This window comes from Microbacterium sp. SD291 (assembly GCF_017355365.1).
Classification (GTDB): domain Bacteria; phylum Actinomycetota; class Actinomycetes; order Actinomycetales; family Microbacteriaceae; genus Microbacterium.
The window spans coordinates 100,056-124,792 of sequence record NZ_JADIJR010000007.1; the positions used below are offsets into that span (position 1 = coordinate 100,056).

General features: G+C 70.1%; 23 protein-coding genes. 8 read left to right on the forward strand and 15 right to left on the reverse strand.

All coding sequences use genetic code 11. The annotated features are described in order from the left end of the window. The first annotated feature begins 151 nt into the window (after nt 1-151). Nucleotides 152-1,591 (forward strand): aldehyde dehydrogenase family protein, encoded by a 1,440-nt coding sequence (locus IPV10_RS06055; protein WP_207481526.1) that lies wholly within the window; start codon nt 152-154, stop codon nt 1,589-1,591. Between the two features lie 2 nt (nt 1,592-1,593). After that, the gene (locus IPV10_RS06060) at nt 1,594-3,066 is read left to right on the forward strand and encodes an FAD-dependent oxidoreductase (RefSeq protein ID WP_207481528.1); all 1,473 of its coding nucleotides are present in this window, start codon (nt 1,594-1,596) and stop codon (nt 3,064-3,066) included. A 13-nt stretch (nt 3,067-3,079) separates the two neighbouring features. On the opposite strand, the gene IPV10_RS06065 is transcribed toward IPV10_RS06060, so the two are convergent. Then, the gene (locus tag IPV10_RS06065) at nt 3,080-3,691 is read right to left on the reverse strand and encodes a TetR/AcrR family transcriptional regulator (RefSeq protein WP_207481530.1); all 612 of its coding nucleotides are present in this window, start codon (nt 3,689-3,691) and stop codon (nt 3,080-3,082) included. Here IPV10_RS06065 and IPV10_RS06070 point away from each other — a divergent pair. Continuing rightward, entirely contained in the window at nt 3,690-4,151 is a 462-nt protein-coding gene (locus tag IPV10_RS06070) for a hypothetical protein (RefSeq protein WP_207481532.1), read from the forward strand. The two genes, IPV10_RS06065 and IPV10_RS06070, sit on opposite strands and share 2 nt — an antisense overlap. Before the next feature lie 12 nt (nt 4,152-4,163). Here IPV10_RS06070 and IPV10_RS06075 read toward each other — a convergent pair whose 3' ends face one another. Together IPV10_RS06075 and IPV10_RS06080 are read right to left on the reverse strand one after the other, a co-directional pair. Further along, nucleotides 4,164-4,481, reverse strand: a complete 318-nt coding sequence (locus IPV10_RS06075) for a multidrug efflux SMR transporter (RefSeq protein ID WP_207481534.1) — start codon at nt 4,479-4,481, stop codon at nt 4,164-4,166. Beyond that, a complete protein-coding gene (locus tag IPV10_RS06080; RefSeq protein WP_207481535.1) occupies nt 4,478-4,861 on the reverse strand; it encodes a multidrug efflux SMR transporter in 384 nt (127 codons plus the stop codon). Before IPV10_RS06080 ends, IPV10_RS06075 begins: the two co-directional genes overlap by 4 nt. A gap of 196 nt (nt 4,862-5,057) precedes the next feature. Here IPV10_RS06080 and IPV10_RS06085 point away from each other — a divergent pair, with 196 nt between their 5' ends. Together IPV10_RS06085 and IPV10_RS06090 are read left to right on the forward strand one after the other, a co-directional pair. Then, nucleotides 5,058-6,500, forward strand: coding sequence for a glyceraldehyde-3-phosphate dehydrogenase (locus IPV10_RS06085; RefSeq protein ID WP_207481537.1), 1,443 nt, complete (start codon nt 5,058-5,060; stop codon nt 6,498-6,500). Nucleotides 6,501-6,535: 35 nt separating this feature from the next. Then, nucleotides 6,536-7,582: a winged helix DNA-binding domain-containing protein gene (locus tag IPV10_RS06090; protein ID WP_207481539.1), complete on the forward strand. Its 1,047-nt coding sequence runs from the start codon at nt 6,536-6,538 to the stop codon at nt 7,580-7,582. A 43-nt stretch (nt 7,583-7,625) separates the two neighbouring features. Here the strand turns inward: IPV10_RS06090 and IPV10_RS06095 are convergent, their stop codons facing one another. Continuing rightward, nucleotides 7,626-9,068 carry an XRE family transcriptional regulator gene (locus tag IPV10_RS06095; RefSeq protein WP_207481540.1) on the reverse strand — a complete coding sequence of 481 codons (1,443 nt, stop codon included), beginning with the start codon at nt 9,066-9,068 and terminating at the stop codon, nt 7,626-7,628. A 112-nt stretch (nt 9,069-9,180) separates the two neighbouring features. Here IPV10_RS06095 and IPV10_RS06100 point away from each other — a divergent pair, with 112 nt between their 5' ends. After that, nucleotides 9,181-11,043, forward strand: coding sequence for a phosphoenolpyruvate carboxykinase (GTP) (locus IPV10_RS06100; RefSeq protein ID WP_207481542.1), 1,863 nt, complete (start codon nt 9,181-9,183; stop codon nt 11,041-11,043). Between the two features lie 139 nt (nt 11,044-11,182). On the opposite strand, the gene IPV10_RS06105 is transcribed toward IPV10_RS06100, so the two are convergent. After that, nucleotides 11,183-13,075, reverse strand: coding sequence for an ABC transporter ATP-binding protein (locus tag IPV10_RS06105; protein ID WP_207481544.1), 1,893 nt, complete (start codon nt 13,073-13,075; stop codon nt 11,183-11,185). A 143-nt stretch (nt 13,076-13,218) separates the two neighbouring features. Continuing rightward, on the reverse strand, nt 13,219-14,034 hold the full coding sequence (locus IPV10_RS06110; protein ID WP_207481545.1) for a hypothetical protein: 816 nt from the start codon (nt 14,032-14,034) through the stop codon (nt 13,219-13,221). A 154-nt stretch (nt 14,035-14,188) separates the two neighbouring features. Between IPV10_RS06110 and IPV10_RS06115 the strand changes: the two genes are divergently transcribed. After that, nucleotides 14,189-15,220: a S66 peptidase family protein gene (locus IPV10_RS06115; protein ID WP_207481551.1), complete on the forward strand. Its 1,032-nt coding sequence runs from the start codon at nt 14,189-14,191 to the stop codon at nt 15,218-15,220. Between the two features lie 47 nt (nt 15,221-15,267). Here the strand turns inward: IPV10_RS06115 and IPV10_RS06120 are convergent, their stop codons facing one another. From IPV10_RS06120 to IPV10_RS06135, 4 genes are all read right to left on the reverse strand, one after another. Next, entirely contained in the window at nt 15,268-17,010 is a 1,743-nt protein-coding gene (locus IPV10_RS06120; RefSeq protein ID WP_207481556.1) for a beta-galactosidase family protein, read from the reverse strand. A gap of 75 nt (nt 17,011-17,085) precedes the next feature. Further along, a complete protein-coding gene (locus tag IPV10_RS06125; protein ID WP_207481558.1) occupies nt 17,086-18,447 on the reverse strand; it encodes a sugar ABC transporter substrate-binding protein in 1,362 nt (453 codons plus the stop codon). A gap of 65 nt (nt 18,448-18,512) precedes the next feature. Next, on the reverse strand, nt 18,513-19,358 hold the full coding sequence (locus IPV10_RS06130) for a carbohydrate ABC transporter permease (RefSeq protein WP_207481582.1): 846 nt from the start codon (nt 19,356-19,358) through the stop codon (nt 18,513-18,515). A 46-nt stretch (nt 19,359-19,404) separates the two neighbouring features. Next, a complete protein-coding gene (locus IPV10_RS06135) occupies nt 19,405-20,322 on the reverse strand; it encodes a carbohydrate ABC transporter permease (protein WP_207481561.1) in 918 nt (305 codons plus the stop codon). 158 nt (nt 20,323-20,480) lie between these two features. On the opposite strand from IPV10_RS06135, the gene IPV10_RS06140 reads away from it, so the two are divergent. Further along, nucleotides 20,481-21,467, forward strand: coding sequence for a LacI family DNA-binding transcriptional regulator (locus tag IPV10_RS06140; protein WP_207481583.1), 987 nt, complete (start codon nt 20,481-20,483; stop codon nt 21,465-21,467). 3 nt (nt 21,468-21,470) lie between these two features. On the opposite strand, the gene IPV10_RS06145 is transcribed toward IPV10_RS06140, so the two are convergent. The 5 genes from IPV10_RS06145 to IPV10_RS06165 form a co-directional block, all read right to left on the reverse strand. Further along, nucleotides 21,471-21,830 (reverse strand): Fe-S protein, encoded by a 360-nt coding sequence (locus IPV10_RS06145; protein ID WP_207481562.1) that lies wholly within the window; start codon nt 21,828-21,830, stop codon nt 21,471-21,473. A gap of 62 nt (nt 21,831-21,892) precedes the next feature. Then, the gene (gene ribH / locus IPV10_RS06150; RefSeq protein WP_207481564.1) at nt 21,893-22,366 is read right to left on the reverse strand and encodes a 6,7-dimethyl-8-ribityllumazine synthase; all 474 of its coding nucleotides are present in this window, start codon (nt 22,364-22,366) and stop codon (nt 21,893-21,895) included. After that, nucleotides 22,363-23,628 carry a GTP cyclohydrolase II gene (ribA, locus tag IPV10_RS06155; RefSeq protein ID WP_207481570.1) on the reverse strand — a complete coding sequence of 422 codons (1,266 nt, stop codon included), beginning with the start codon at nt 23,626-23,628 and terminating at the stop codon, nt 22,363-22,365. The genes ribH and ribA overlap by 4 nt, the downstream gene beginning before the upstream one ends. After that, nucleotides 23,625-24,302 (reverse strand): riboflavin synthase, encoded by a 678-nt coding sequence (locus IPV10_RS06160; RefSeq protein WP_207481571.1) that lies wholly within the window; start codon nt 24,300-24,302, stop codon nt 23,625-23,627. Before IPV10_RS06160 ends, ribA begins: the two co-directional genes overlap by 4 nt. After that, nucleotides 24,302-24,676, reverse strand: a complete 375-nt coding sequence (locus tag IPV10_RS06165; protein WP_242684694.1) for a dihydrofolate reductase family protein — start codon at nt 24,674-24,676, stop codon at nt 24,302-24,304. The genes IPV10_RS06160 and IPV10_RS06165 overlap by 1 nt, the downstream gene beginning before the upstream one ends. Between the last annotated feature and the right edge of the window lie 61 nt (nt 24,677-24,737).

Below are 24,737 nucleotides of genomic sequence, written 5' to 3' on the forward strand. Positions count from 1 at the left end.
GACGGCGGTGACCGCACGGCGGCGGGATCCTTCGCACTCGGACATCTGCGGCGCACTCCGCGACAACTCCCGCCGAGGCCTGCGGCAGACAATGGAGGGACCGCCGGCGTTCTCACCGCCGGCATGCGCCCCGCTCGAAGGAGAGTCACCGATGTCCGATTCCGCCGCATCCGCAGCCGCAGCGCTGCTCGACCGCATCCAGGCCCCTGAGGGCTCCGGCCGGGAGATCCCGGATGCCGCCACCCGGGAGACCATCGGACGCGCACCGGTGCACTCCGTGGGCGAGCTCGACGACGCGATCTCCCGTGCCAAGGCGGCGCAGCCGGCCTGGGAGGCTCTCGGCCACGAGAAGCGCATCGAGCTCCTGCTCGCCGCCGCAGACGCCATCGACGCCAACGCCGAGGCGCTCGCCCACCTGCTCTCGCGCGAGCAGGGAAAGCCGCTGAACGGCCCGAACGCCCGCTTCGAGCTCGGCGCGTGCTCGGCATGGCTGCGCACGAACGCTGCCATCGTCCTCGAGCCGCAGGTGCTGGTCGACGACGAGACACTGCACGCCGAGCTCGTGTACAAGGCCGCCGGCGTCGTCGGCGCGATCGGGCCGTGGAACTGGCCGCTGATGATCACGATCTGGCAGATCGGCCCGTCCCTGCGGATGGGCAACACCGTCGTCGCGAAGCCCAGCGAGTACACGCCGCTGAGCGTGCTCGCGATGATCGCCGTCATGAACGAGGTGCTCCCGGCCGACGTCCTCATCGGGATCTCAGGCGACCGCGAGGTGGGTGCTCGCCTGGCCTCGCACCCCGACGTCGACAAGATCATGTTCACCGGCTCCACCGCCACCGGTCGCAAGATCATCGAGAGCTCGGCAGGCAACCTCGCACGGCTGACGCTCGAGCTCGGCGGCAACGACGCCGGCATCGTGCTGCCGGGCACCGATCCGCAGGCCATCGCCCAGGACCTGTTCTGGGGTGCGTTCATCAACACCGGCCAGACCTGCGCCGCGATGAAGCGCCTGTACGTGCACGACTCGGTGTACGACGACGTCGTCGAGGCTCTCGGCGAGATCGCGGCATCCGTCCCGATGGGCAACGGCCTCGACGAGGACAACGTCCTCGGCCCTCTCCAGAACAGGGCGCAGTTCGACATCGTGGACCGCCTGGTCGAGGACGCGAGGGCGCGCGGCGCCCGGGTCGTCACCGGCGGCGAGGCGGCACCGGAGCTCGGCGAGCTGTTCTACCGCCCGACGATCGTGGCGGACATCCCGAACGACGCGGCTCTCGTGCAGGAGGAGCAGTTCGGCCCGGCACTCCCCGTCATCCGCTACTCCGACGTCGACGAGGCCTTCGCCTGGGCCAACGGCGTAGACGTGGGCCTCGGCGCATCGGTGTGGTCGAGCGACCCTGACGCCGCGCGCGAGGCGGCGACCCGGATGCAGTCGGGCACCGTGTGGATCAACTCGCACGGCGGCCTGCACCCGATGGTGCCGTTCGGCGGGGTGAAGAGCTCGGGCTACGGCCTGGAGTTCGGCGTCGAGGGGCTGAAGTCCGTCGCCGTCAGCCAGGTCGTGAGCGGCCCGGGCCGGAAGGCCTGAGCGTGCGCTCTGCGATCATCGTCGGCGCGGGGACCTCGGGTGCGATCGTCGCGCGACGACTGGCGGATGCCGGTGTCGAGGTCACGCTCGTCGAGGCGGGCGGCTACGACACGAACCCGGCGATCCACGACCCGTCGCGCGCGGGGGAGCTGTGGCACTCCGCCGAGGACTGGGACTTCTTCACCGTTCCCCAGGAGCACGCGGCCGGACGCCGACTGCACCTGCCGCGAGGACGTGTCACCGGCGGCTCGCACGCGCTGAACGCCATGATCTGGGTGCGCGGCGCCGCATCCGACTACGACGCCTGGGCGCGCGCAGGCGCCACAGGGTGGGGCTGGGCGGAGGTCGAGCCCGTCTACGACGCGATCGAGAACGACCTGCTGCCGGTGACGGACGACTACCCGCTCTCGCCCGTGCAGGCGTCCATCATGGACGCCGCCGTCGAAGAGGGTCTCGCCCGCAATGCGGACTACAACGGCGGAACGCTCGACGGGGTCTCGCAGGAGCAGGTCACGATGCGAGACGGCCGGCGGGTGAACACCTGGATGGCGTACGCGCAGCCTGTCGCCGACCGGATGACGATCATCACGGGACGCGAGGTGCATTCGGTGATCGTCGAGGACGGCCGTGCCGTCGGCATCCGCCTCGGGTCTGCAGGCTCCGCTCCCGCCGAGGAGGTCCGCGCCGACGAGGTTGTCCTCGCCGCCGGCGCGATCGGCTCGCCGGTGATCCTGCTGCGCTCGGGCATCGGCCCGGCGGAGGAGCTCGACGCCCTCGGCATCCCCGTGGTGCACGACTCGCCCGGCGTCGGCAGGAACCTGCACGATCACCTGCTCTCGCCCGTGATCTTCACCACCTCCCGCGAGGTGGGCCCGCCGCAGCCCGGCGTCTCCGTCACCCAGACGCACCTGTTCTGGCGCAGCCGTCCGGGTCTCGCGGAGCCCGACACGCAGCCGCTCCACTTCTCCGTGCCGATGTGGGGCGAGCTCGAGCCCCGCGGCGACGACGGGTTCACGCTGATGGCCGGCCTCGTGACGCCGCACAGCAGGGGGTCGCTGACCCTCTCGGGGCCGGGCATCGACGACCAGCCGCAGATCGACCTGGCCGCCCTCGCCGACGACCGCGACGTCGCCGCGCTCGCGGCATCTGTCCGGCAGTGCCGGCGCATCGGGGCCCGGCCCTCGCTCGCCGAGGCGTGGGGCGCGACCGAGGTGTACCCGGGTCCGGAGGTCGCGGATGCCGACGTCGAGGACTGGGTGCGCCGCACCGCGATCACCTATCACCACCAGGTCGGCACGTGCCGGATGGGGACGGGCCCGGATGCCGTGGTCGACCCGCAGCTGCGGGTCCGCGGGATCGAGGGGCTCCGCGTGATCGATGCGTCCGTGATGCCGACGGTCCCGACCGGGAACACCAACGCCCCGGCGGCGATGATCGCCGAGCGCGGCGCGCGATTCCTCCTCGAGGGGCGGTGAGACGATGCGCCGATCAGCGTTCAGAGCGGGCGGGATGGCGTCGCAGGCTCCCCATCAGCGCGGCGAGGCCGTCGTTCAGGCGGCCGTCGCCGGCCACGTCGGGCAGCAGCACCGCGATCATCTGCCATCCGGCGTTCCGCGAGGCGATCTCGTTGACAGCGGTCTCGATGTCGACGTGCTCTCCGAGCTCCCCGTCCTCCTGCGCCTCCGTGAGGAATCGCCGGAAGAGATCGCGCCAGAGCATGTTGTTCGCCCGGTGGATGCGACTGACCTCGTCATCCTGCGACGCGTGATCCCAGAACGAGATGACCACGCGCGCATAGAGGGCGCCGTAGGGGCTGTAGGGGAGGATCTCGCGGCACATCCGCTCCAGGGCCTCCAGCCCTCTGACGTCTTCGACGCCGGCGTGGATGCGATCGTTGGCCTGCGTGTACAGACGGAGGAACGCCGCCGTGAGCAGGCTCTGCTTGTTCGGGAAGTACCGCGCGATGGCGCCGTGCGCGTACCCGGCCTCGGTCGCGATCTCCCGCATCGTCAGGTTGTCGAACCCGACCCGGATGATGACCTGCACGGCGGCGTCGGCGATGTGATCTCGGCGCTCGTCATGGTCGACGATCTTCGGCATGGTGTGGCGCTCGGTGCCGTGGCAGGGGCGGCAGTCTGCGCTCGTGATGGCGGCGGCGATGCCCGCGCTCGCCGTCGCGAACGGTGCCCCCGGTGCCGGACTGCTGCTCGGCGCCGTGCTGCTGCTCTCGGCGATGGCCGGCACGATCGGGGTCCGCGGGACTCCGTCGGCGGCGATGTGCTGCCACCGCGCGCTGGTGTCTCTCGTGATGGCGGTGTGCGCCTTCGACGGCGCCGGCGCGGGAGACTCAGTGGCGGCAGGAGCCTCCGAGCATGCGCACGGCGGGATGACCGGCGTGCTCCCGGTGCTGGCCGTGGTCGGCGTGGTCGCGGTCGTGCTCTGGACCGTGGTGTCGGAGTGGGTGCTCGCCCCCGTGCATCAGGGTCGCACCGCGCGCCTGCTCGCCGTCGAGTCCTGGGCGATGGCTGCCGGCGTCGCCGTGATGTGCGTGGGGTTCTGAGGGCGCGGGCCGTCAGTGCCCGAACTCGATCAGGGCCACGCCCACGGCGATGAGAGCGACGCCGCCGGCCATCAACAGCGAGAAGTGGTCCTTGAAGATCACCCGGCCGAGGACCGCGGTGATCGCGACGCCGGCCGCGGCCCACACGCCGTACGCGACGCCGACCGGCATCCCCATCGCGAGGATCGCGCCGAGCAGCGTGAAGGCCACGAGGTAGCCGATCACGATGACCGGGATCCAGCGCCGCCGCCGGAGCCCCTCCGACGCACGCAGGCTCAGGGTCGCCGTGACCTCGCTCGCGATGGCGAGAGCCAGGAGCACCCAGGTCATGACACGGCCTCGACGGCGGGTTCGGCGGCGGGCTGACGGGCGTGCGAGCCGAGCTCGACGAGCAGCACGCCGACCACGATGGCGCCCACGCCGATGACCTGCACGGCGCCCAGGGTCTCGCCGAACAGGACGGTGCCGAGCACCGCGGTGAGCACCACGCCGATCGCGGACCAGATGCCGTAGGCGACGCCCACCGGCATCCCGCGGTCGAGCACGATCGAGAGCAGCCAGAGCGATCCCGCGTAGCCGACGACGACAGGGATGAGCCAGAGCGGATGCGTGAAGCCCTCGGCGGCGCGCAGGGACAGCGTCGCGGCGACCTCCAGTGCGATGGCGAGCAGCAGGGGCGGCCAGGCCGACGGGCGGAGCGAGTCTGTCATTCGGCGCCTTTCTGGACGATCACCGGTGATCAACGCCGCTGACGCCGTCCCGATTCCCGACGCGCGAGTTTCCGCACGGCGAGAGGATTCGGAACACGCGGCGGCGAAGCCGTACCCTGGTATCACCCCGATGCACACCCTCGGCAATTCCGCGCCGACGATCCCTCGGCGCGCCCTCACCCATGCAAGGATGCAGATGAACGACGCACACGCCGGCGACTGGACCGCGAGAGAAGAACTGGCCGAGCGGATGATCCCGCTGATCAGCGCCCTCAAGCGCGAGAACGACGTGGTGACGTCGCTGCATGGCCACCGCCTGCTCGGGCTCTCCGCCACCGGCATCGTCGAGGTGCACGACCGGGTCGCCCACCTCGGCCACGCGGAGCTCTCCCTCGATGACAGCCTCGCCGTGCTCGAGGCGCTGCGCGAACTCGCCCCCGGCGCCTCGTCGATCGACGTCGCGCGGATCGTCGAGGGGATGGGCGAGGGCGGCGAATCCCTCGGCGCGTACCTTGACGACGTGCTCGCCCCCGCGGTCGGCGCCGTGGCCGCAGAGCCCACGGACGTCGTGCTCTACGGCTTCGGCCGCATCGGACGCCTGCTCGCCCGCATCCTGATCGCCCACACCGGCGGCGGCAGCGGCCTGCGCCTGCGCGCCATCGTGGTGCGCCGCGGCTCCGAGAACGACCTCGTCAAGCGCGCCTCGCTGCTCCTGCGCGACTCGGTGCACGGCCGCTTCGCCGGCTCCGTCACGGTCGACGAGGAGGCCGAGCAGATCATCGCCAACGGCACCCGGATCCAGGTCATCTACTCCGACGACCCCGGCTCCATCGACTACACCGCCTACGGCATCCGCGACGCGATCGTCGTCGACAACACGGGCCGCTGGCGCGATGAGGCGGGGCTCTCGCAGCACCTGAACTCCACGGGCGTCGCGCGCGTGCTGCTCACGGCGCCGGGCAAGAGCCCGCTCAAGAACATCGTGCACGGGATCAACGACGCCACGATCGAGGACGCCGACCGCATCCTCTCCGCCGCCTCCTGCACGACGAACGCCATCACTCCGGTGCTCGCCGCGATCGACGAGGCCTACGGCGTCGTGAAGGGCCACGTCGAGACGGTGCACTCGTTCACGAACGACCAGAACCTGATCGACAACTTCCACAAGGGCGACCGCCGGGGTCGCTCCGCGGTGCTGAACATGGTCATCACCGAGACCGGCGCGGCGAAGGCCGTGGCCAAGGCGCTGCCGCAGCTCGAGGGCAAGCTCACCGGCAGCTCGATCCGCGTGCCCACCCCCGACGTGTCGCTCGCGGTGCTGCACCTCACGATCTCGCGTCCCGCCACGAAGGAGCAGGTCAACGACTACCTCCGCCGCGTCTCGCTGCACTCGAAGCTGCGCCAGCAGATCGACTACGTCGAGTCGCCCGAGGTCGTCTCGACCGACTTCGTGGGCTCGCACCGTGCGGGGATCGTCGACGGCCTCGCGACCATCGCCGACGATGACACGCTCATCCTGTACGTCTGGTACGACAACGAGTTCGGCTACTCGTGCCAGGTGATCCGCGTGCTCGAGGTGATGGCCGGCTCGCACCCTGTCGTCCTCCCGGCGCGTCGCGAGGTCACGCTCGACGCCTGACGCGGATTGTCGGAGAGGCCCGGCATGATGGGGTCATGAAGACAGCGACCCTGCTGGCCGAGCGTCTCCGATCCCATCGGCTCACCGCGCCTGCGAGCACGGTGACGGATGCCGCGGCGCACATGCTCGCGGTGCAGAGCCAGGACTTCACGGCGGGGCGCTGGGCGCTCGCCGCGCGCACCCGTGCGGGGGCGGTGCTGAGCGACGTCGACCGCGCGTTCGACCGGGGCGGGCTCGTGCGTGCGTGGACCATGCGCGGCACCCTGCACATCATCCCCGCGCGGGATCTGGGCTGGGTGCTCTCGGTGACGGCCGCGCGGCAGCGGCAGCAGTCGGCGGGCAGGCATCGTGAGCTCGGCATCGACGAGGAGATGATCGCGGCCGTCGTCCAGGCGGTCACGCCCGCCCTCGGCGACGGCGGACTCACGCGAGCGGAGCTCTTCGACGCCTTCACGGCGATCGGCATCGATCCCTCAGGGCAGCGCGGCATCCATCTCATCGCCGCGCTCACGCTCGACGGCCTCATCTGCCAGGGTCCGGTCGTGGCACGCCCCGGGGTCGCACGAGAGCAGCGCTTCGTCCTCGTCGAGGATCACATCCGTGAGCACGAGAGCCCCGAGGATCCGCTGGCAGAGCTCTTCGTCCGTTACATCGACGGGCACGGGCCGGCCGGCGTCACCGATTTCGCATGGTGGTCGGGGCTGACCCTCGGCCAGTCGCGCGAAGCGGTCGATCGCGCGAAGGCTCGAGTCGACGAGGTCGAGGAAGGGCTGTTCGTCGCGACGCGGAGGCCGCGGCGGGCGGCGGGCGCGGCATCCGTGCATGCCCTCGGCGCGTTCGACGAGTACTACATCTCCTACGCCGACCGCACTGCGGTGTGCGCGCCCGAGCACCTCGCCGCCGTCGGGCCGGGGAAGAACGGCATGGTGCGGGCCACGCTCGTCGAGCAGGGGCGGGTGATCGGATGCTGGACGCATGCGAGCGCCTCGCCGGGGGCTGCGCCCGAGCTGTTCCGCGAGCCCGCCGATGCTGAAGCGGTGGCCTCGGCGCTCGCGCGCTTCCGCGACTTCATCTCCGGCTGACCGGGCGAGTCGGATCAGCCCTGGGGCGGGCGCGCCGTGCGGGTCACTCGTCGGCGTGCCTGCCGAGGAAGTTGTAGACCTCGTTGTCGTCGACGCCGGGGAAGGCGCCGCGGGGGAGCGGCGAGAACATGTGCGTGTGCACGCGTGCGCTCGGCCAGGCCCTGCCGTTCCAGCGCTCGGCGAGATCCGCAGGCGGGCGGCGGCAGCACGCCTCGTCCGGGCAGGTCGACACCGCGCGGTCGCCGGTCTCCCGTCCTCGCCACCACCGGGCGTCGTCGAACGGCACGCCGACCGTCACCGAGAACTCGCCGTCGCTGGATGAGCCGGTCTGCGTCGAGCACCAGAACGTGCCGGAGGGGGTGTCGGTGTACTGGTGATGCTCGGTCGTGCGGTTCTGCTGCGTGAACGCCGCGCGCGCCTGGAATTTCCGGCACACCCGCTGACCCTCCACCGCTCCGGTCACGTCCATCGGCAGCGGCAGGTCGTCGTTCTCGTAGACCCGCGTGATCGCGCCGGTGGCATCGACCCGCAGGAAGTGCAGCGCCATGCCGAGGTGCTGGGTGATCAGGTTGGTCATCCGCATGCCGGCGGCCTCGTGGGTCACACCGAACGCGTCGCGGAAGTCCTCGACCGCGAGGTTGCGGTCCTTCTTCGCCTGCTGCAGGAAGGCGAGGGATGCCGTCTCGGGCATCAGCGCCGCTGCCGCGAAGTAGTTGATCTCCAGCCGCTGCTGGAGGAAGTCCGCGTAGTCGGTGGGCGGCGTGTGGCCGAGCAGGCGATGCGCCATCGCCTGCAGCGCCATGGAGCGCAGGCCGTGTCCGCCGGGGATCGACGCCGGCGGCAGGTAGATCCGCCCGTTCTCGAGGTCCGTGACCGAACGGGTCGAGTGCGGCAGGTCGTTGACGTAGATGAGCTCGAAGCCGAGCTTCTCGGCCATGATGCTCACGGTGCGGTGCGTGAGCGCCCCCTGCACGTGGCCTGCGGCCTTCAGCTGCTTCTCCGCCAGCTTCTCGATGTCGAAGAGGTAGTTGTTCTGCGCGCGCATCCGCAGCCGCAGCTCGGTGTTCGCGCGGCGTGCCTCCTCGGGAGTCGCGATCGCCTCGCGCTCGCGACGCTGCAGCTCGCGGTGCAGGCCGAGGAGCGACTCGATGGTCTCATCGCTCATCCCCTTGGTGACGCGCACGGGCGCGATGCCGAGCTGGCGGAACACCGGGCTCTCCTGGGCGCGCTCCAATTCGATCTCGAGCGCCGCTCGCCGGTTCGGCGGCTCGCCGGAGATGAGATCGGCGACCTCGGTGCTGCACGCGTCTGCGATCGCCTGCAGCAGGGAGAGCTTCGGCTCGCGCTTCCCGTTCTCGATCAGGCTGAGCTGGGAGCCGGCGACCCCGACCAGAGCGCCGAGGTCGTCCAGGGTGAAGCCGGCGGCCAGGCGGTGGTGCCGGATGCGATGGCCGAGAGTCGTGAGCTGGATGCTGGAGGTCGCCATTCCTTGAGCATAGCGAAAGAATTAAAGTTCTTACCCACTTGAATCGCCGAAAGTCGACGATCAACCGGAAGAAGATGGATGCAACGCCCCCCACTTCAAAGGAGCAGCAGTCATGGCCATCGCCGAAGTTTTCACTCCCCGCGCAGCATCCGTCTCATCCGCGCGCACGTTCGGGACGGCACCGACCTATGACACCCCCGCGATGGCGGAGCTGGCCGCATGGGTCGATGAGATCGCCGCACTCACCCAGCCCGCCTCCGTGCACTGGGTCGACGGATCCCGTGCCGAGAACGACTGGCTGCTGCGCGGCCTCGTCGACGAGGGCAAGATCATCAAGCTGAACCCGGAGTGGCGTCCCGGCTCCTACCTCGCCCGCTCGCACCCGAGCGACGTCGCCCGGACCGAGGGCCGCACCTTCATCTCCTCGGAGCGCGAGGAGGACGCCGGCCCCACGAACAACTGGGCGCCGCCGGCCGAGATGCGCCAGAAGATGAACGAGATCTTCGAGGGATCCATGCGCGGGCGCACGATGTACGTCGTGCCGTTCTCGATGGGTCCGGTCGGCGGCCCGCTCTCGCACATCGGAGTCCAGGTCACCGACAGCGCCTACGCCGTCGCCTCGATCGGCATCATGACCCGTGTCGGCGATGCCGTCACCCGTCAGATCGCCGACGGCGCCCCGTGGGTCAAGACCGTGCACTCGGTCGGCGCACCTCTCGCCCAGGGCGAGGCCGATGTCGAATGGCCGTGCAACGACGATAAGTACATCGTGCACTTCCCGGAGACCCTCGAGGTGTACTCCTTCGGCTCGGGCTACGGCGGCAACGCGATCCTGGCGAAGAAGTGCTTCGCACTGCGCATCGCGTCCGTGATCGCCCGCGACGAGGGCTGGCTCGCCGAGCACATGCTCCTGATCCGCGTGATCGACCCCGCCGGCAAGGCCTACCACGTGGCCGCGGCGTTCCCGTCGGCCTGCGGCAAGACGAACCTCGCGATGCTGCGCCCGACCGTCCCCGGCTGGAGGGTCGAGACCCTCGGCGACGACATCGCCTGGATCCGTCCCGGTGAGGACGGCCGCATGTGGGCGATCAACCCGGAGGCCGGGTTCTTCGGCGTGGCTCCCGGCACCGGCGAGTCGACCAACGTCACCGCGGTCGAGACGCTGTGGGGCAACACGATCTTCACGAACGTGGCGCTGCGCCCTGACGGCGACGTGTGGTGGGAGGGCCTGACGGACGAGGCCCCCGCCGAGCTCATCGACTGGGAGGGCAACCCCTGGACGCCGGACTCCGGTCGCCCCGCGGCGCACCCGAACTCGCGCTTCACGGTGTCGGCCGCGCAGTGCCCGCAGATCTCGGAGGACTGGGAGTCGGCCGTGCCGCTCGACGTCATCCTGTTCGGCGGTCGCCGCGCGACCAACGTGCCCCTGGTGGTCGAGGCGACCGACTGGACGCACGGCGTGTTCCTCGGCTCGAACATCTCCTCCGAGCGCACGGCGGCCGCCGAGGGCAAGGTCGGCGAGCTGCGACGCGATCCGTTCGCGATGCTGCCGTTCTGCGGGTACAACATGGCGGACTACTTCGGCCACTGGCTGAAGGTGGGCCGTGGCCTGCGCTTCGACAGGGCGCCCCGCATCTTCCAGGTCAACTGGTTCCGCCGCGGCTCCGACGGCCGGTTCCTGTGGCCCGGATTCGGTGACAACTCGCGCGTCGTCGACTGGATCATCCGCCGCATCTCCGGCGATGTCCCCGCCGTCGACAGCCCGATCGGCCGTCTGCCGCGTATCGAGGACCTCAACCTCGAGGGCCTCGACATCCCGGCCGAAGATCTCGAGGAGCTCTTCACCGTCGACCGTGAGGCATGGAAGACGGAGGCGGACCTGACCGAGGCTTTCTACGACACCTTCGGCGACCGCGTCCCGGCGGCGCTGCGCTCGGAGCTCGCTTCGCTCCGCTACAGGCTCACGAACGCCTGACACAGACGGGGCGCCGGCATCGGGGGATACGGCGCCCTTCCATCCCGCGAAGGCGGGATGTCGGAGACGAACCCATGGCTGAGTGGTCTCCGGCATCCCGCCTTCGCGCTGTTCCGGCGCCGGCAGATGTCCGGCGCCGTCAGGCGAGCAGCTGGTGGCGCGCGAGATCCCGGTACAGCGGAGTCGATTCGACCAGTTCGGCGTGCGTGCCCCGGCCGACGACCGCGCCGTCCTGCAGCACGACGATGAGATCGCTGTCGATCACGGTCGACAGGCGGTGCGCGATCACGACGAGCGTGCGATCGGAGGAGGCGGCGTCGATCGCCGCACGCATCCGCTGCTCGTTCACGCCGTCGAGTGACGACGTCGATTCGTCGAGCAGCAGGATCGGCGCATCGGTCAGCAGGGCCCGAGCGATCGCGAGCCGCTGGCGCTCTCCGCCGGAGAGCATCACGCCGTCTTCGCCGACCGGAGCGCCGAGGCCGAGCGGGCTGCGCTCGAGGACGTCACCGAGGTTCACGGCGCGCAGCACGCGCTCGCAGTCGGCGTCGGATGCCGTGGGCGAGGCGAGGCGCAGGTTGTCGGCCAGGCTGCCGGCGAGCGTCGGCGCGTCCTGCTCGACGTAGCCGAACTGCGCGCGGAGCTCGTCGCGCGGATAGGTGCGCGCGTCGTGGCCGTGCAGCCGGATCGAGCCTCCGGTCGGGTCGTAGAAGCGCTCGAGCAGGGAGAGGATCGTGCTCTTGCCCGCGCCGCTCGGCCCCACCAGGGCGACGCGCGCACCCCGCGGCACTGCGAATGACACTCCCCGGAGCACCTCGCGGTCCGCTCCCGGCTCCGGGGTGGCTGAGGCCGTCGACCGCTCGAGGTGCGCGTCGGCGAGAAGGCTGTGCGCTTCCTTCGCGGCGGCCGCGCGGGCCTCGACGACGTTCTCCGGGTACTGGAAGCGCACGTCGCGGAACTCGATGGCGGGGGCATCCGCATCCGGTTCCTCGCGGGGGAGAGCGGCCGCAGTCGCGGCATCCTGCTGCGTCTCGGTCGGAAGGTCCAGCACCTCCTGGATGCGTCCGAGCGCCCCGAGCGCCTGGTTGACCGAGGTGATCGCCCCGAACGTGGATGCGAGGGGCATCACCAGCATGAACAGGAACATGATGAAGGTGATGAGCGCCGCGATCGTGATGGTCCCGTCCGCGACGCGGAAGCCGCCGACGCCGAGCACCACGAGCAGCGAGAGCTGCAGGGCGATGCCGGCGACGGGCACCACGAGGGACGAGATCTTCGCGATGCGGACACCGATGCCGTATGCGTCGGCCGCGAGCTGCGAGACGGCCGTGGCCTCGCGGTCGGACGCGCCGGACGCGCGGACGGTCCGGATCGAGCCGACCGCGCGCTCCACGCCTGACGCGAGCTCGCCCACCTTCTCCTGCTGGGCGGTGGAGGCTTCGCGGATGCGGCCGCTCAGCGCCACGACCGTGACGACGGACGCGCCGATCACGACGACGATGAGCAGGAGCAGCACCGGGTCGATCACGAGCATCGCGATGAGAGCGCCGAGGAACAGGATCGCGTTGCCGAGGGCATCCGCCAGGCCCTGGGTGAGCACGGCGTACAGGAGGGTCGTGTCCGTGCCGACGCGTGAGACCAGATCACCGGTGCGCCGCGCGTCGAACTCACTGATCGGCAGGTGCAGGATGCGGGAGATGAGCTTTCGGCGACTCGAGTGCACGACCGCGGTGCCGGTGCGCTGGAGGAGGTAGTGCTGATAGCCGGAGATGATCGACGAAACGATCACGAAGCCGATCAGGAGCCAGACGAGCGTGCCGAAGGTGTCGCCCGCCTGCACCGATTCGATCACCCGGCCGACGAGCAGAGGCTGCACGAGCGAGGTGGCCGCACCGACGATGCTGAGCGCCGTGACGACGACCAGCGTGCGCTTGTGCTCGAGGAGGAAGGGCAGGAGCTGGCGGAAGGTGGCGCGAGGGCCTTCCTGGTGTGCGCCGCGTCGACGACCGCGGGTGGATGCCGTGCGGGACATGCAGGGAACCTCGATCTGTTGGGGGTACTTCGACCGTACTTCCTGCCGGTGCGGATCCTGTGCATGGGCTGTGCGCGGGGAGCCTGGTGCGCATGAAGGATCACCGCACCGCGGGTGCGGTGCGGTGATCCGGGTGCCTGGGCTCAGACGGCAGGTGCCGGCGGAGTGGGCGGAGTGGGCGGCACGTCGGTCGTGGTCGGCGGAGTCGTCGGCGGCAGCGTCGTCGACGACTGCGCAGGCGGTGCGTGCGGCGCAGCCCTCCGAGTCTGCGCGGCGGAACCGGACGGCGCGGACTTCAGCTCGGACTCCATCGTGCCGAGCCAGTTCTCCCACCTCGAGCGCATCGGCCCGATGAGTCCGCCGCCGATGCCGACGACGGCGATGCCGACGACGGCTGCGAGGACGGCGATCAGGATGGGCATGGTCACGGTGACCGCGACGCCGATCTGGTTGAGCGCGGCGATCACGCCCATCGCGATGATCGTGATGGTCACGATCCGGGTCAGCACCGGCCCGAAGCGGAACTTCGCGAGAGCCGGACGCATGATGTCGGCGACGAAGTTCGCGATCGCCGCGACCACGATCACGATGATGATCGCCACGAAGACACGGGGCAACCAGGCGATGATCTCCTCGACGATGCCGGAGACCGGATTGCTCGGACCGAACGCGCCGAGCGCCAGCAGCAGCGCGATCAGCAGGATGAAGTAGTAGACCAGCTTGACCACGAGCGTGAGCGGATCGATGCCGGTCGGCGCGAGAAGCCGCGTGATTCCGGCTCTGTCGAGCAGACGCTGGAAGCCGATCTTCTTGAACAGGAACTCGAGCGCCTTGGCGACGCTCTTGGCGATGAGCCATCCGATCAGAAGGATGACGAGGAACACGATCAACTGCAGGACGAAGTTCCCGATGCCGGCGAGCATCCCGCCGATTCCGACTCCGAATCCGGACCAGTCCATGACTCTACCTCCCCTTTTCCAAAGTCCCATCGGGGGCCGTCCCCGATGGAGGGTGCATCTCCCGGTCTAGCGGGCGCGCCCGGAAACGGACAACCGGGTGCGAACTCGCGTGAAATGCGGTAGGGCGCGGGTCAGCGGATGCCAGACTGGCCGGATGCTGTCCGCACCCCGACTCGTCCCCGGCGACCGCGTCGCCGTCCTGTCGCCGGCTTTCGCCGCGCCCGCCGTCGCGCCTGAGCTGCACGAGCAGGCGCTGCGGCGCCTGCGCGAGGTCACCGGGCTGACCCCGGTCGAGTACCCGACCACCCGTCTTCTCGGGGCGAGTCCGCAGGCCAGGGCCGCCGACGTGAACGCAGCCTTCGCAGACCCGGGCATCCGGGCGATCCTCGCGACGATCGGCGGGGACGATCAGCTGCTCGTCGTGCCGCACCTCGATGCGTCGCTGCCGCTGGCCGACCCCAAGCCGTTCATCGGGTACAGCGACAACACCAACATCCTGAACTGGCTCTGGGGGCTCGGCATCCGCTCCTTCCACGGCGGGTCGACGGCCGTGCATCTCGGCCCCGGTCCTGCGGTCGACGACATCCACCTGCGCTCGCTGCGGGCGGCGCTGCTCGACGGCGGCACGCTCGAGATCACCGATCCGGGCGAGTCGGAGGACGTCGGGCGCCGCTGGGAGGATCCTCGCGCGCTGACCGAGTACGGCGACCGCGTCGCGACGGAGGAGTGGAGCTGGGCGGGCCCCGCCGTCCGCGTGCGGGGGCGCACCTGGGGAGGGTGCCTGGAGGTGCTCGACGGGCTCGCATTCGCGGATCGGCTGCCGTCCGCGGACTCGCTGGACGGCGGCATCCTGCTCCTCGAGACGAGTGAGGAGCGACCGCCGGCGGGCTGGGTCGCCCGATGGCTGCGCGGACTGGGGGAGCGCGGCATCCTCGGTGCCGTCGCGGGAGTCGTCGTCGGGCGTCCGCCGGTCAGCGACTTCGAGTTCCGCCCGCCGCCTGCCGAGGCGCGCGTGCTCCGCGATGCGCAGCGCGATGCGGTCGTCGACGTCGTCGGCCGCTACAACCCGGAGGCGGTCGTCTGCATCGGCGTGCCCTTCGGACACACGCGGCCGCAGTGGATCCTGCCGTACGGCGGGACGATGACCGTCGACGGCACGACCCGCTCGATCACGGCCCGGTACTGAGGGATCCCGGCGCTACGGCGAGGCGAACTTCGCGGCAGCGCGTCGGCTCACTCCGAGGTGACGCCGAGCGCGGGGGCGGGGACGAACGCCGCCTGCGCGGACACCAGCTCTTCGAGCTCGAGCACCACCAGCACGTTCTCGCCGATCCTGGTGGCGGGCGCGGGGACGAACAGGGTGCGCTGCGGGCCGTTGCGCCAGTACCGGCCGAGGAAGAAGCCGTTCACGAACGCGAAGCCCTTGCTCCAGGCATCCGTGTCGAGGAAGAGGTCGCTCTGCGCGCCCAGCTCGAAGACGCCGGTCCAGGCGGTGGGTCCGGCGCTGTTCGCGGTGGCGTCTGCCGCACTGCCGGCAGCGAGCCCTGCGGCGATCTCCGCCACGTCGAGCGGCGTCGAGCGCCAGCCGGTGAGGGGCGTGCCGTTCAGGGTCACGGTTCCGACCAGGCCCTTCTCCTCGCCGAGTCGGTGGTCGTAGTTGACGCGGCCCTGATCCTCGACGAGCACGCTCAGCATGCGACCGGGCGGAATGACGATCGCGCGGTCGTGGCGGGTGCGGGAGAGCGTGCCGGCGCGCACGCCGTCGACCGCGATCCAGGCGAGGTCGCGGACCTCCTCCACGACGAGCAGTCCGCCGGCCGCATCGGGGAGCTCGACGTCGTAGCGCATCAGCGCGCTGAGGTGGCCGAGTTCGTCGAACGTCTGCGGTCGATCGGCGAGGGCGGCGGATGCCGCGGCATCCGTCCATGCACCGGCCGAGGTGAGCGGCACCGTCAGCGCAGGAGCGGGGGCGGCCGCGGCCGGCAGCTCGTCGGGAACCGGCGCGTATCTGGCGATGACCTCGCGGAAGGCGAAGAACTTGGCGGTCGGGTTCCCCGCCTCGTCGAGAGGCGCGTCGTAGTCGTAGGACGTGATCAGCGGCAGGTACCTGCCCTTGTCGTTCGCGCCGTTGGTGAGGCCGAAGTTCGTGCCGCCGTGGAACATGTAGATGTTGACGGATGCGCCGGCCGCGAGCAGCTCGTCGAGGTCTGAGGCAGCGGCTTCCACCTCGGTGGTGTGGTGCACCCCGCCCCACCAGTCGAACCAGCCGTCCCAGAACTCCGAGCACATGAGCGGTCCGGTCGGCTGGTGCCGGCGGAGCGTCGCGAGGCGCTCGGCGCTGCGCGACCCGAACGAGCCGGTCTTGTGGAGCTCGGGGAGGCTGCCGTCCTCCAGCATCTGATCGACGGGCTGATCCACCGTCGTGAGGGGCACCGTGATGCCGGCATCCCTCGTCACCGCGACGAGAGATGCGAGATAGGCCTTGTCGGCGCCGTACGCGCCGTACTCGTTCTCGATCTGCACCAGTACGACGGGGCCGCCGCGATCGATCTGACGCGGTGCGACGATCTCGTAGACGCGGCGGAGGTACTCGGAGACGTCCGCCAGGTACGAGGGGTCGGAGGAGCGCAGCGCGCGCTCGCCGCCGGTGAGCCACACGGGCAGGCCGCCGTTGTGCCACTCGGCGCAGATGTACGGACCCGGGCGCACGATCGCGTCGAGTCCTTCGCCGTGCACCAGGTCGAGGAAGCGCCCGAGGTCGTTCCAGCCGGTCGCATCCCACTCTCCGCGACGCGACTCGTGGGCGTTCCACGCGACGTAGGTCTCGATCGTGTTCAGCCCCATCAGCCGCGCCTTGCGGATGCGGTCCTGCCACTGGTCCGGGTGCACGCGGAAGTAGTGGATGGCGCCGGAGATCACCCGGTGCGGGCGGCCGTCGCGGAGGAAATCGGTGTCGCCGATGGAGAAGGAGGTCACGTTCGTGGCAGTGCTTTCATACGAGGGTGGGCGTGCCGGACCCCTGGGAGGGGACCCGGCACGCCCGTCGGGGGATTACTTGTTGACGGCGAAGCCCTGCGCGTTGCCGTACTCGACGAGCGCGTCCTGCCAGGAGGTGAGGCCGTCGTTCAGGTCGGTGCCGTTCTGGTACGACTGGCCGACGGTGTCGCCGAAGATGCTGTTCGCGTACACCTGGTAGGGCAGGTAGCTCCAGCCCTCGACGACGTCGTCGGCCGCCGCGGCGAGGACCTCGTTGATCTTCTGGCCGCCGAAGTACTCCGGGGCGTCGGCGAGGAACTCCTCGCTCGACAGCTCGGCGGTCGTCGACGGGAAGCCGCCGGACTCGAGGAAGATCGAGATGCTCTCCTCGGAGTTGTTCAGCCACCACAGGAACCCGGCCGCCAGGGCGGGGTTCTCGCTCTGCTTCGTCACGGCCTGACCGCCGCCGCCGTTCTCGGCGCTCGCCGGGGTGCCGTCGTAGGTCGGCATCGGCGCCACGCGCCAGTCTCCGGCGCCGTCGGGGGCGCCGGTGATCAGGTTGCCCGGCATCCACGCGCCGATCACGAGCGTCGCGAGGCTGCCGTCGCCGAGGGCGCGGAACCACTCGTCGCTCCAGCTGCCGTACGGGGCGAGCAGGTCCTCTTCGACGAGGCGGTTCCAGTTCTCGGTCCACTTCGCAGAGCCTGCGTCCTGCAGGTCGATCGTGACGTCGGTGCCCTCGGTCGCGAACGGCTGGCCGCCGGCCTGCCAGATCATCGACGTGGCGAAGCCGGCGTCGCCGGTGTCGTTGGTGATGTACGCGTTCGGGTTCGCCGCGTGGATCGCCTTGGCGGCGTCGTAGTACTCGTCCCACGTGGTCGGCACGGCGACGCCCGCAGCGTCGAAGACCGCCTTGTTGTAGAACAGCGCCATGGGGCCGGAGTCCTGCGGCAGGCCGTAGATGGCGTCGCCGCCGGTGACCGAGTTCCAGGTGGAGGCGGTGTAGTCGTCCTCGAAGTCGCCGAAGCCGTACTGGGACAGGTCGACGAAGGCGTCGGTGAGAGCGAACTGCGGGAAGGCGTAGTACTCGACCTGCACCACATCGGGGGCGCCGGAGCCGGCCTTGATCGCGTTCTGGAGCTTGGTGTACTCCTCGTTGTTGGTGCCGGCGTTTACCAGGTTCACCGTGACGTTCGGGTACTCCTTCTGGAACGCCTCGACCTGCGCCTCGGCGGACGGGGTCCATGACCAGTAGGTGATCTCGCCGCCCTTCTCGAGCGCGGCCTCGACGGAGGCGAACGTGCCGTCGCCGCCGGCGCTGTCGCCGCCGGTTCCTGCGCCGCCGGCGCTGCAGCCGGCCAGTGCGAGCGCGGCCACGGTGCCCGCCGCGAATGCGGCGAGGGTGCGCCTTGCTGCGGGGGAGGGAAGGTGCTTCATTGCTGTGTCCTTTCGGGAGGGTGCGGCCCAGCCTCGGGCCGACGTCGTGGTGCGGAGGTGCGGGATCACTGTTTGACGCTTCCCGCGGTGAGGCCCGACTGCCAGAAGCGCTGCAGCAGCAGGAAGGCGATGACGATCGGGATGATGGTCAGGAGCGACCCCATGATCACGAGGTTGTAGATCGGCTGGGATCCGGCGCCGATCGCCTGCGCGCTCCACTGGTTCAGGCCCACGGTGAGCGGGTACCAGGCGGGGTCGGAGAGCATGATCAGCGGCAGGAAGTAGTTGTTCCAGGTCGCGACGACCGTGAACAGGGCGACTGTCACGATGCCGGGGGCGAGCAGCCGCATCGAGATCGTGAAGAACGTGCGGAACTCGCCGGCGCCGTCGATGCGCGCGGCCTCCAGCAGCTCGGTCGGGACCGATTCCGAGGCGAACACCCAGATCAGGTACAGGCCGAACGGGCTGATCAGCGAGGGGATGATCACGGCCCACGGCGTGTTCGTCAGCCCGAGCTCGCTGAACAGCAGGAAGGTCGGCACGGCGAGGGCGGTGCCGGGCACGGCGACGGCACCGAGCACGACCGCGAACACCGCGCGCCGCCCGGGGAAGCGGAACTTCGCGAGTCCGTAGCCGGCCATGGTCGCGAGCAGCGTCGCGCCGCCGGCCCCGACGACCACGTACAGCAGCGTGTTGCCCAGCCAGCGCAGGAAGATGCCGTCGCGGTAGGAGAAGGTCGCGACCAGGTTGTCGAAGAACGCGAAGTCGTCGGCGAACCACAGGCCGAACGAGCTGAACAGCCCGGCCTGCGTCTTGGTCGCGCTGAACAGCAGCCAGACGAGCGGCACCAGCGTGTAGAGCGCGTACGCGATCATGACGATCAGCAGCGTCTTCGACTTCCGCGGATTCATCGGGTCGTGGCGTCGTGGCGCGGAACGGGTGAGGGGGAGTGCCATCTCAGCGCACCTCCGACTTCGAGCCGCGCAGCTGCACGACGTAGGCGATGACTGCGGTGATGACGCCCATGATGATGGCGATCGTCGCGGCGTAGTTGAACTGCTGCCCCGCGAACGAGAGGTTGTACGCGTACATGTTGGGCGTGAAGAACGTCGTGATCACGTTCGGCGCGAGCGGGCGCAGGATGTTCGGCTCGTTGAACAGCTGGAAGCTGCCGATGATCGAGAAGATCGTCGCGATCACGAGCGCCCCGCGGACGGACGGGATCTTGATCGAGAAGATCGTCCGCCAGGCGCCGGCGCCGTCGAGGGACGCGGCCTCGTACATCTCTGTCGGGATCGTCTTCAGCGAGGAGTAGAAGATCAGCATGTTGTAGCCGACGAACTCCCACGTCACGATGTTGCCGATCGAGAGCAGCATCCACTCCTTCGCGAACGGCGTGACCGCTTCGAAGCCGAGCAGGTCGTTGATGTTGCTGGTCAGGCCGAACTGGTCGCCGTAGATGTAGCCCCACATGAGCACCGCCACGACTGCAGGCACGGCATAGGGCAGGAAGATCAGGATGCGGAAGAAGGATGCTCCGCGCAGGCGCGCGCTGTCGAGCGCGAGAGCTGCCCCGAGTGCGAGCGCGAGCATGATCGGCACCTGCACGACGAGGAACAGCACCACCCGCCCGAACGCCTCCCAGAACTGCGGGTCGGTGAGGGCGCGGACGTAGTTCTCGAGCCCGACGAACGAGGTGCCGCCGATGAGCTTCTCCTGGAAGAAGCTCAGGTACAGCGCGTAGGCGAGCGGGGTGAGGAACACCAGGGTGAACACGACCATGAAGGGGCCGACGAACGCCCAGCCCTTCCAATCGCGCGTGTCGCGGCGTCGGATGCCGGGGGCTCCGAGTGCTGCGTTGATATCAGTCGTCATCGACGAGGCCTTCTCCAGTTCGGGCGTCGGGTGCGCCATGTGTCAACGTCAACATAAGCGATCCGCTGGTAGTGTGTCAACGTCAACATATGAATGGATGGTTGATCGTGTCCTTGGAGCAGCCCGCAGAGCCCGCACACCGTCGTCGCGAGCCCTCGATGGAGGATGTCGCGCGCGAGGCCGGCGTGTCGGGGCAGACCGTCTCGCGCGTCGTCAACGCCCGCGGCTATGTCGGAGCCGACACCAGGGCCCGCGTCGAGGCGGCGATGCACAGCCTCGGCTACCGCCCCAACAGCGCGGCCAGGGCGCTGCGCTCAGGGCGCTTCCGCACCATCGGCGTCGTCATGTTCTCGTTCAGCTCCTACGGCAACCAGCGCACCCTCGATGCGATCGCCGTCCGTGCCTCGCAGATGGGATACGCCCTCACCCTGATCCCCGTCGAGTCGAGCGCGACCGACACCGTGGCCGGCGCGTTCCGCCGCCTCGAGGAGCACGCGGTCGACGGCATCATCATCGTGATCGAGGCGCACCAGCTCGACGAGGCCGATGTGGAGATCCCGGAAGCGATGCCCGTCGTGTTCGTCGACTCGAACCGTGGCACCGAGGTCGCCTTCGTCGACACCGATCAGGCGCAGGGCGCCACTCTCGCGACCGAGCATCTTCTCGAGCTCGGGCACCGGACGGTCTGGCACGTGGCGGGAGCCGCGAGGTCGTACTCCGCCGAGCGGCGCCGAGACGCCTGGCGCGCCACGCTCGAGGCGCACGGCCGGGTCGTGCCGGAGCCGCTGCAGGGCGACTGGAGCGCGGAGTCCGGCTACCGGGCGGGGCTGCGCCTGCGCGGGATCGACGACGTCACGGCGGTCTTCGTCGCCAACGATCAGATGGCCATCGGCGTGCTGCGCGCCTTCCGCGAAGGCGGAAGAGACGTTCCAGGCGACGTCAGCATCGTGGGATTCGACGGGCTGCCGGATGCCGCGCAGCTGTGGCCGCCGCTCACCACAGTGCAGCAGCATCCGGAGCGCGTCGGCGCGCTCGCGGTGGATGCGCTGCTCTCAGAGCTCGACAGCGGCGAGCGGCTGCGCACGCCGCTGGTGGGCACGGAGCTCGTCGTGCGCGGCAGCACGGCGCCGCCGCGGTCCCGTTGAGCGTCAGCGCCAGAGAACGGCGATGCCGGCGTTCACCAGGGTGAGGACGCCGACCAGCCAGAACACCGCGGGCGGGACCGCCGCTCCGCGCTTCTGTCGGCTCAGGCCGCTGCCGACCAGTCCGCCGATGGCGATCAGGACGACGAGCTTGATGCCGATCTTCACGTAGTTCGGCTCGGCGCCATCGGGCAGGCCCCACGGCGCGGCGAGCGCGAGCCCGGCGACCCCGGCGATCAGCAGGCCGTACTCCATGATCGTCGCGAACTGCCGCTTCCCGCCGAACGCCTGCACCGCCCACGAGCCGAAGAGCACGGCGAAGCCGATGAGGTGGACGAACAGCACGATGTGGCGCAGGGTCTCCATGCCCTCACCGTACGCCAGCGGCTGCATCCGCCGCCAGGTAGGAGAGCCTCAGCGCGTGGGCGTCAGCCGCGGAGATCCTTGATCACGAGGGCGGTGCGCAGTGCGGCATCAGCCGCCTCCGCGCCCTTGTCCTCCTTCGAGCCTTCGATACCGGCGCGATCGAGACCCTGCTGCTCGTCGTCGAGGGTGAGCACGCCGAAGCCGACCGGCTTTCCGGAGTCCAGCGCGACGCGGGTGAGGCCGTCGGTCGTCGCCGCCGACACGTATTCGAAATGCGGCGTGCCGCCGCGGATGATCACGCCCAGTGCCACCACGGCATCCGCGCCACCGGCGAATGCGGCCTGGGCGGCGACCGCCAGCTCGAAGGAGCCGGGCACGCGCACCAGCCGGTGCGTCGCCTGCGCGGCGTCGAGCACGCGCTCGGCGCCCGCGATCAGGCCGTTCGAGATCGTCTCGTGCCAGGTGCCGGCGATGATGACGACGTTCAGTCCGCGCCCGTCGATGTTCCCGGCCTGAGGTGCTCCGGCGCCGCTCATTCGTCGTCCTTTCCGCTGGCGAGAGCCGCTGCGAGCTCTGATTCGCCGATGATGTGACCCATCCGGTCACGCTTGGTCTCGAGGTACTGGTGGTTGTTCGGGCCGACGCCCACGATCAGGGGGACCTGCTCGACGACGTCGAGTCCGAGTTCGCGCAGCTGGTTGACCTTGTCGATGTTGTTGGTCAGCAGGCGCACCTTCGAGATCCCGAGATCGGCGAGGATGCCGGCCGCTGCCGCGTACTCCCTGGCGTCGGCGGGGAGGCCGAGTGCGAGATTGGCGTCGACCGTGTCGAGGCCGTCCTCCTGCAGGCTGTAGGCGCGGAGCTTGTTGATCAGCCCGATGCCCCGGCCCTCATGCCCGCGCATGTAGATCACGACGCCGCCATCGGTCTCGATGATCTTGAGCGCGGCGTCCAGCTGCGGCCCGCATTCGCACTTGAGCGAGCCGAAGGCCTCACCGGTCAGGCATTCCGAGTGCACGCGGACGAGCGCGGTCTCGCCTGGCTCGCCGGAGACGACGGCGATGTGATCGGTGCCGGTGATGCGGTCCTTGTACGCGAGGAACCGGAAGGTGCCGTGCGTCGTCGGGACGGTCGCGTCGGCGCGGAGGCTGACCCTCCGGCCGCGCGTCGACGTCGCGGCATCCTGCGGGTCGATCTCGTTCAGGTGGGCGACGAGCTGCTCGATCGTGATCACCGGCACCCCGTCGCGGGCGCCGAGCTCCAGCAGCCCGGGCAGCCGCATCATGCTGCCGTCCTCCGCGACGACCTCGGCGATCGCGCCTACCGGGCGGAGGCCGGCGAGCTTCATGAGCTCGACGGCGGCCTCGGTGTGCCCGCTGCGCTCCCGCACGCCGCCGTCGACGGCACGGAGGGGGAGGACGTGGCCGGGGCGGATGAGGTCGCCGGCGGTCGACGCCGGATTCGCCAGCACGTTCAGCGTGTGCGCACGGTCGTGCGCGCTGATCCCGGTGGTGACGCCGTCAGCGGCGTCGACGCTCACCGTGTACGCCGTCGATCGTGCGTCCTCGGACGCCGCCACCATCGGCTGCAGGTTCAGGCTGTCGGCGAGATCCGTCGGCATCGGCGCGCAGATGAAGCCGGACGACCACCGCACGGTCCATGCGACCCACTCGGGTGTCGCGAGCTCGGCGGAGAGGATGACGTCGCCCTCGTTCTCGCGGTTCTCATCGTCGGCGACCAGCACCGGCCGTCCGGCGCGCAGCGCCTCGAGGGCCTCGGGGATGGTGGAAAGGCTCACAGCGAGCCTCCTTCCGGTGCGGCGGACTCTGCCGCTCTGAACGCGAGCAGGCGCTCGACGTGACGGGCGAGGATGTCTGATTCCAGGTTCACGCGATCGCCGACGGCGCGCGAGCCGAGAGTGGTGGCTGCCAGGGTCTCGGGGATCAGGGAGACCTCGAACCAGTGCCGGTTCGGGGTCGCCTGGTCATGGGTCGCTGAGCTCGTCGAAGGGCTCGGCGCGCTGACCGCACTGACGGTGAGGGAGGTGCCGTCGACCGAGATCGATCCCTTGTCGACCACGAGCGGGGCGAGGTCCGCGGGGAGGCTGACCCGGAGCACGCTCCACTGGGCGCCGGGGCGCACCTCGAGCACCTCGCCGGTGCCGTCGACGTGCCCCTGCACGATGTGACCGCCGAGGCGCGCGCCCACCGGCATCGCCTTCTCGATGTTCACGCGGGTGCCGACGGCGGCTCCGCCGAGCGCTGCGACGTCGAGGGTCTGCTTCATCACGTCGGCGTCGAACGTGTCGGCACCTGAGCCGACCACGGTGAGGCACACGCCGGAGACCGCGATCGACTCGCCGTGCACGGCGTCCGCGGCGGCCTTCGGCGCGCGCACCGTGAGGCGCCAGCCGTCGCCGGCCGGCGTGATCGCGGTGATCTCGCCGATCTCCTCGATGATTCCGGTGAACATCAGGCGGCTCCTTCTTCCGTGGTGTGCGCGGGGTGCGCGATTGCGAGCAGGTCCTGCCCGAGCGGCAGCCATTCGTCGACCCTGAGCCGTCGCGCGGCATCGATGGTGGGCACGCCGATGTCGGTGAGGGCGAGCTTGTCGCCGCCCAGCAGCACGGGCGCGATGTAGGCGAGGACGCGGTCGAACAGGCCCTCCGAGAGGAAGGCGCTGGCCAGCGTCGGCCCGCCCTCGACGAAGACGGTCTGGATGCCGCGGGCGTGCAGGTCGGCGACGACGGCCCGCAGATCACGGGTGTCGTAGAAGAGCGGGGGGTGCGGGTGCCGGCGCACGGCCGCGTCGTCGGGGGCGGGGCGGGATCCGATAACCACCGCCATCGGCTGATGCGGGAACAGCCCGCCGCCCTAGCGCGCGGTGAGGGCGGGGTCGGCGGACAGC

Bases quoted from the DNA above. Each gene is read 5' to 3' on its own strand.
- IPV10_RS06055 (WP_207481526.1), top strand. From the start codon at position 152: ATGTCCGATTCCGCCGCATCCGCAGCCGCAGCGCTGCTCGACCGCATC.
- IPV10_RS06070 (WP_207481532.1), top strand. From the start codon at position 3,690: ATGGTGTGGCGCTCGGTGCCGTGGCAGGGGCGGCAGTCTGCGCTCGTG.
- IPV10_RS06065 (WP_207481530.1), bottom strand. From the start codon at position 3,691: ATGCCGAAGATCGTCGACCATGACGAGCGCCGAGATCACATCGCCGAC.
- IPV10_RS06075 (WP_207481534.1), bottom strand. From the start codon at position 4,481: ATGACCTGGGTGCTCCTGGCTCTCGCCATCGCGAGCGAGGTCACGGCG.
- IPV10_RS06080 (WP_207481535.1), bottom strand. From the start codon at position 4,861: ATGACAGACTCGCTCCGCCCGTCGGCCTGGCCGCCCCTGCTGCTCGCC.
- IPV10_RS06085 (WP_207481537.1), top strand. From the start codon at position 5,058: ATGAACGACGCACACGCCGGCGACTGGACCGCGAGAGAAGAACTGGCC.
- IPV10_RS06090 (WP_207481539.1), top strand. From the start codon at position 6,536: ATGAAGACAGCGACCCTGCTGGCCGAGCGTCTCCGATCCCATCGGCTC.
- IPV10_RS06095 (WP_207481540.1), bottom strand. From the start codon at position 9,068: ATGGCGACCTCCAGCATCCAGCTCACGACTCTCGGCCATCGCATCCGG.
- IPV10_RS06100 (WP_207481542.1), top strand. From the start codon at position 9,181: ATGGCCATCGCCGAAGTTTTCACTCCCCGCGCAGCATCCGTCTCATCC.
- IPV10_RS06105 (WP_207481544.1), bottom strand. From the start codon at position 13,075: ATGTCCCGCACGGCATCCACCCGCGGTCGTCGACGCGGCGCACACCAG.
- IPV10_RS06110 (WP_207481545.1), bottom strand. From the start codon at position 14,034: ATGGACTGGTCCGGATTCGGAGTCGGAATCGGCGGGATGCTCGCCGGC.
- IPV10_RS06115 (WP_207481551.1), top strand. From the start codon at position 14,189: ATGCTGTCCGCACCCCGACTCGTCCCCGGCGACCGCGTCGCCGTCCTG.
- IPV10_RS06125 (WP_207481558.1), bottom strand. From the start codon at position 18,447: ATGAAGCACCTTCCCTCCCCCGCAGCAAGGCGCACCCTCGCCGCATTC.
- IPV10_RS06130 (WP_207481582.1), bottom strand. From the start codon at position 19,358: ATGAATCCGCGGAAGTCGAAGACGCTGCTGATCGTCATGATCGCGTAC.
- IPV10_RS06135 (WP_207481561.1), bottom strand. From the start codon at position 20,322: ATGACGACTGATATCAACGCAGCACTCGGAGCCCCCGGCATCCGACGC.
- IPV10_RS06140 (WP_207481583.1), top strand. From the start codon at position 20,481: ATGGAGGATGTCGCGCGCGAGGCCGGCGTGTCGGGGCAGACCGTCTCG.
- IPV10_RS06145 (WP_207481562.1), bottom strand. From the start codon at position 21,830: ATGGAGACCCTGCGCCACATCGTGCTGTTCGTCCACCTCATCGGCTTC.
- ribH (WP_207481564.1), bottom strand. From the start codon at position 22,366: ATGAGCGGCGCCGGAGCACCTCAGGCCGGGAACATCGACGGGCGCGGA.
- IPV10_RS06160 (WP_207481571.1), bottom strand. From the start codon at position 24,302: ATGTTCACCGGAATCATCGAGGAGATCGGCGAGATCACCGCGATCACG.
- IPV10_RS06165 (WP_242684694.1), bottom strand. From the start codon at position 24,676: ATGGCGGTGGTTATCGGATCCCGCCCCGCCCCCGACGACGCGGCCGTG.